The 2,745-nt window shown below is 37.1% G+C and carries 5 protein-coding genes; 2 read left to right on the top strand and 3 right to left on the bottom strand.

Going from position 1 to position 2,745, the window contains the following annotated elements:
• Window positions 1-190 precede the first annotated feature (190 nt).
• Complete coding sequence (locus V7659_RS19945; RefSeq protein WP_335541671.1) at window positions 191-607, top strand: Hsp20/alpha crystallin family protein; 417 nt, start codon at window positions 191-193, stop codon at window positions 605-607.
• Window positions 608-650: 43 nt separating this feature from the next.
• Here the strand turns inward: V7659_RS19945 and V7659_RS19940 are convergent, their stop codons facing one another.
• Both V7659_RS19940 and V7659_RS19935 read right to left on the bottom strand, forming a co-directional pair.
• The gene (locus V7659_RS19940) at window positions 651-1,112 is read right to left on the bottom strand and encodes a FixH family protein (protein WP_335541669.1); all 462 of its coding nucleotides are present in this window, start codon (window positions 1,110-1,112) and stop codon (window positions 651-653) included.
• A 12-nt stretch (window positions 1,113-1,124) separates the two neighbouring features.
• Complete coding sequence (locus V7659_RS19935) at window positions 1,125-1,403, bottom strand: hypothetical protein (protein WP_335541667.1); 279 nt, start codon at window positions 1,401-1,403, stop codon at window positions 1,125-1,127.
• 100 nt (window positions 1,404-1,503) lie between these two features.
• Between V7659_RS19935 and V7659_RS19930 the strand changes: the two genes are divergently transcribed.
• Complete coding sequence (locus V7659_RS19930; protein WP_144547223.1) at window positions 1,504-1,749, top strand: DNA alkylation repair protein; 246 nt, start codon at window positions 1,504-1,506, stop codon at window positions 1,747-1,749.
• A gap of 66 nt (window positions 1,750-1,815) precedes the next feature.
• Here V7659_RS19930 and V7659_RS19925 read toward each other — a convergent pair whose 3' ends face one another.
• A complete protein-coding gene (locus V7659_RS19925; protein ID WP_335541664.1) occupies window positions 1,816-2,634 on the bottom strand; it encodes a hypothetical protein in 819 nt (272 codons plus the stop codon).
• Between the last annotated feature and the right edge of the window lie 111 nt (window positions 2,635-2,745).

Here is a 2,745-nt window from a genome sequence, read left to right as displayed (position 1 = left end):
ACTATATGTTAACTAGACATGTTTATACGCAAATTTTTGTACATTCATTCATATTGACTTAGGTTTTAATAACGTATGGGCAAGTGTTAGCATATGATAGAAATATCTAAGTAACACGGAAAGGGTGAGATCATTGTTCCCGTGGAATATATTCCCTTTTGATAAGAATATAAAGGATAAGATGACGAAAATGAAGCCGGAAGAAATTAATAATTATGTGCAGGATGTATTAGGGAAACTCATGCCTGGAAATATGAAAGCCGGAATAAATCCAGCGGAGATGTTCCAGGGATTCCAATCATCGGTATCCCCCCCATTATCCACTGGCGACAGTTTACAATCAACTGCCTTTGAAACTCATAATTATGTATACGTTAGAATTTCAATAAAACAGGAGGAATGGGTTAAGCAGCTTCGAATTTATCACACATCCAATCAACTTATTATTGAGCATATCCCTCATCATGAAGATAAACACACGATTACCCTTCCAGCTATTGTAAAAAAGAAAGGGGCAACTGCTACCTTCAAGGATGGCGTGCTTGAAATTAAAATCCCTAAAAATATTGATTTGCAATATTCACAAATAGACGTTACGGAAATTTAAAAATCATTAAATTTTAAGGACAGCAAATCTGCTGTCCTTCCTGTTATTGACCCTCATTTGATTCCTTCATATTATCCATATCCATTGTGTTCTTTCCATTAGCATCCTCAGGTTCACTCGGGGTCCCGACAACAAATTCCTTTTTAGGCATGTTGTGCATATCTCTAGCAGTAACATGTGAAATGATATAATACGTACCTTCTTGATTGAAAGCTTTTTCTAGGCGATAGATTCCATTCTCAGAATGTTTTATTTCTACTTTTTCATGGTTGTCATTTTTCGCACGCCAAATCTCGAAGATAACTTCTGCATCCTCCACTTGATCTTTTCCCTGGGTAACCTTTGCTTCAAATGTTACCGGTTTGCCCAGTTCACCTGGATTGGGTTTGATGGACAAGTCTACTTCCACCATTTGCGGCAGATTATCCTCTTGATCTTTTTTATTACATGACACAACGATATTTAAACAAAGAACAATCACTAAAAAAACGAAAAACTTTTTCAAGGTCTCCCTCTCCTATCTTAATTCTTCCATCACTTTATTGTGAATTTTAATTAACAGTACCTTAGCTTCTAGCGAAACTGTTGAATCACTCACTCTTTTAATGGCAATAAAATATTTCTCAAATTTGCTTTTTCTGATTCTCGGGTGTGAATTTTCATCGAGAAGTTCTCTTTTTATTGCTTCTAGCAATGTCTCTTTACTGCTTTTCCCCATCGTATTAAGTAACCGATGATTCCAAATCAGCCGATATTCTTCTAATAAATGATCAAAGGACACCTTTTCAATAGACAAAAACAATCCCCCCTTTTTGTCTTCACTTGCATTGTTACATATTTACTTACCACATTGCAAAAAATAACTTTTAACAACACCGAGGAAGGAGAATCCTTAGATGTCAACACCTTATAAATGTCCAAATTGTAAGACGAATCGAAGCCGTTTTAATGTGATTCAACAAGTTTCTCATTCTGTTAAACTCGACCCACAATCAGGGGCCGTGATCAAAGAGTATGCTGAAAACGATCTAGAGCCCTTTCATCTCCCTTACAATGGCCCCGATTATCGAATACAATGCGGTGCTTGTGGTTTAATAGAGGATGAACGTACCTTTATCAAATTTGGAGAACAGCCGTTATAGCCTCACCCTCAAACAAAAACATCCCCAATTGGAGTGTCCAATATGAGGATGTTTTTGTTTTGTTTATTAAAGTTTATTTTCCTTAAGAAAATCCTGTGAATCCACCTTCCAAGCGTCCAGTGGCGAAAATCTAATCAGGTGAATGACTCCCCTAAAGGTTTGTCTGCCTCTATTTTTAATATACCAGTCAATTTCCACGGGTACGTCCAAACTGAGTTCTTCCGTTAAATCCTCTGCTGGCAATAATTCGATTCGAGACAGTCTAATATTTTCAACATTTTCTAAAATGGGCTTCCAATTAATTTTTTGCAGTGAGGCTAGAGATGTAATTCGGCGGTCTTGCTGCTTAAATCCTGCTACATAGGCATTTATGACTTCATAGGGATTCGCTTTACCTAAATACTGATTTAATTTCCCTGAAGCTTTCAGTACCATAAGCATATGCGATAAGTCCATTGAGTTCGTACGATGGGTGGTACTGCCATAAAAATGAATACAAAAGTGTCCTGGAAAGTTATTCTGCAATGCCCCTGCACCATGGGGCATTCCATGCATGGAACCAGCAATCCACTGGTCCTTATGAATAACAATAATGGCCCTGCGTTTCCAGCTCCATTTGCCCCCGTATATCCTTTTCATGATCTTCGTATCTTTGGAGGTTAAAGGCTGGACGTCCGCATGGTGGCTCCCCGCCCGTCTTTGCACTTTAAACTTTTTACCCGTTTCTACATCCATAACTGTAAACTTTGTGTATTTAGGCAGAACTTGATTAACTTCTTTCCAGTTCAACATCTCAATTTTATAACTAATAGTTGAAGTAGCTCTAACCTCTTGACCGTTTAGGAGGATATGTATAAATACAAAAAAAACAACAACCCTCTTCATCGCATCCTCCTTTTAAAAAATAAACTTTGCCACATTAAAAGAGTTACCTGAAGAGGAAATTATCATTCATTTAATCCTGGTATTTTTGTTATTTTTCAAGATTTTCTAATT

The sequence above is a fragment of the Neobacillus drentensis genome, from assembly GCF_036966985.1.
Taxonomy (GTDB): Bacteria; Bacillota; Bacilli; order Bacillales; family Cytobacillaceae; genus Neobacillus; species Neobacillus drentensis_E.
The sequence above is the reverse complement of the archived record's forward strand: the minus strand, read 5'-3'. Positions and strand labels throughout refer to the sequence as shown.

Excerpts from the sequence above, each read along its gene's own strand:
- V7659_RS19945 (WP_335541671.1), top strand. The coding sequence starts at position 191 with ATGAAGCCGGAAGAAATTAATAATTATGTGCAGGATGTATTAGGGAAA.
- V7659_RS19930 (WP_144547223.1), top strand. The coding sequence starts at position 1,504 with ATGTCAACACCTTATAAATGTCCAAATTGTAAGACGAATCGAAGCCGT.
- V7659_RS19925 (WP_335541664.1), bottom strand. The coding sequence starts at position 2,634 with ATGAAGAGGGTTGTTGTTTTTTTTGTATTTATACATATCCTCCTAAAC.